Source organism: Rhizobium sp. 05N49 (assembly GCF_056396805.1).
The window spans coordinates 1-1,024 of the sequence record NZ_JBFTME010000060.1 but is presented as its reverse complement, the minus strand read 5'-3'; the positions used below and the strand labels follow the sequence as shown (position 1 = coordinate 1,024).

Annotated in this window: 2 protein-coding genes; both read right to left on the bottom strand. The window is 54.8% G+C overall.

The features are described 5' to 3' along the window. Nucleotides 1-333 (bottom strand): flagellin N-terminal helical domain-containing protein (locus tag AC1DF8_RS36230; protein ID WP_478157623.1); only part of this gene is annotated, 333 nt, incomplete at its 3' end. Nucleotides 334-613: 280 nt separating this feature from the next. Next, nucleotides 614-1,024 (bottom strand): flagellin (locus AC1DF8_RS36225; RefSeq protein WP_478157621.1); only part of this gene is annotated, 411 nt, incomplete at its 5' end.

Below are 1,024 nucleotides of genomic sequence, written 5' to 3'. Positions count from 1 at the left end.
TTCTTCCTGAACCTTCTTCTTGTCGACGCCGTTTTCGGTAGCGGCAACGATCTTGGCCTTGATTTCGCCGACGACGTCGATAGCGCTGTCCATGGCGGTGTAGGCAGTGTCAACCTTTGCAGCACCGAGGCCGAGGGCGTCGGAAACAGCCGAGAGAGCCTTGTTGTCCGAACGCATGGTCGTTGCGATCGACCAGTAAGCAGCGTTGTCGGAAGCCTTCGCGATACGGTAACCAGAGGAAACGTGGTTCTGCGTCGTGTTGAGGCCCTGGTTGATGCCGCGCAGCGTCTGGAGAGCAGCCATTGCTGCGTTATTGGTGTTGATGCTGGTCATAGTTTTCTTGCCCCTTTTGGCAGATTTGAAGAAGGGACATTCCGGATTTGGGCCGGCCCACAGCGATCAGCTTCATGCCTGTTAACCATTCTCGTCAGGGTTAACTCGCCGTTTCGATGGGCTTAGAAAACACCAAGATGGTTAAAGAAGACTAAATTCAAAAATGGAATTTCGTAAAAATATCTGATAGTTAGAAAGGTTTTCATTAACCGAAAATTAAAACATTCGAGGCCGGGAGTTACCCGACCTCGACGTTTTTGGCGATGTTGCTGGACCGCTCTTAGCGGAAGAGCGACAGGATGTTCTGCGAAGAAGAGTTGGCGATCGAGAGAGACTGGATCGCGAGCTGCTGCTGCGTCTGGAGAGCAGAGAGCCTGGAGGACTCTTCTTCCATGTTGGCGTCGACGAGGCGACCGATACCGGAGTCGAGCGACTTGCTGAGCGAGTTGACGAAATCGTCCTGCATGTTGATGCGGGTGGAGATCGAACCGAGCTTTGCACCGGCAGAGGTCATGGCCTTCAGAGCGTTTTCAACGGTCGTCAGAGCGTTGCCGAGGTCGCCGAGGGTCATGCTGGTGATGTCGAGGCCGTAGACCGAGCCGGTCGGGCCGTAGGAGGTGCCGAGGATACCCGTGGAGGTTTCGACCTGACCGTTGGTCATGCCGAACATGACGACATGACGTTGCCGACC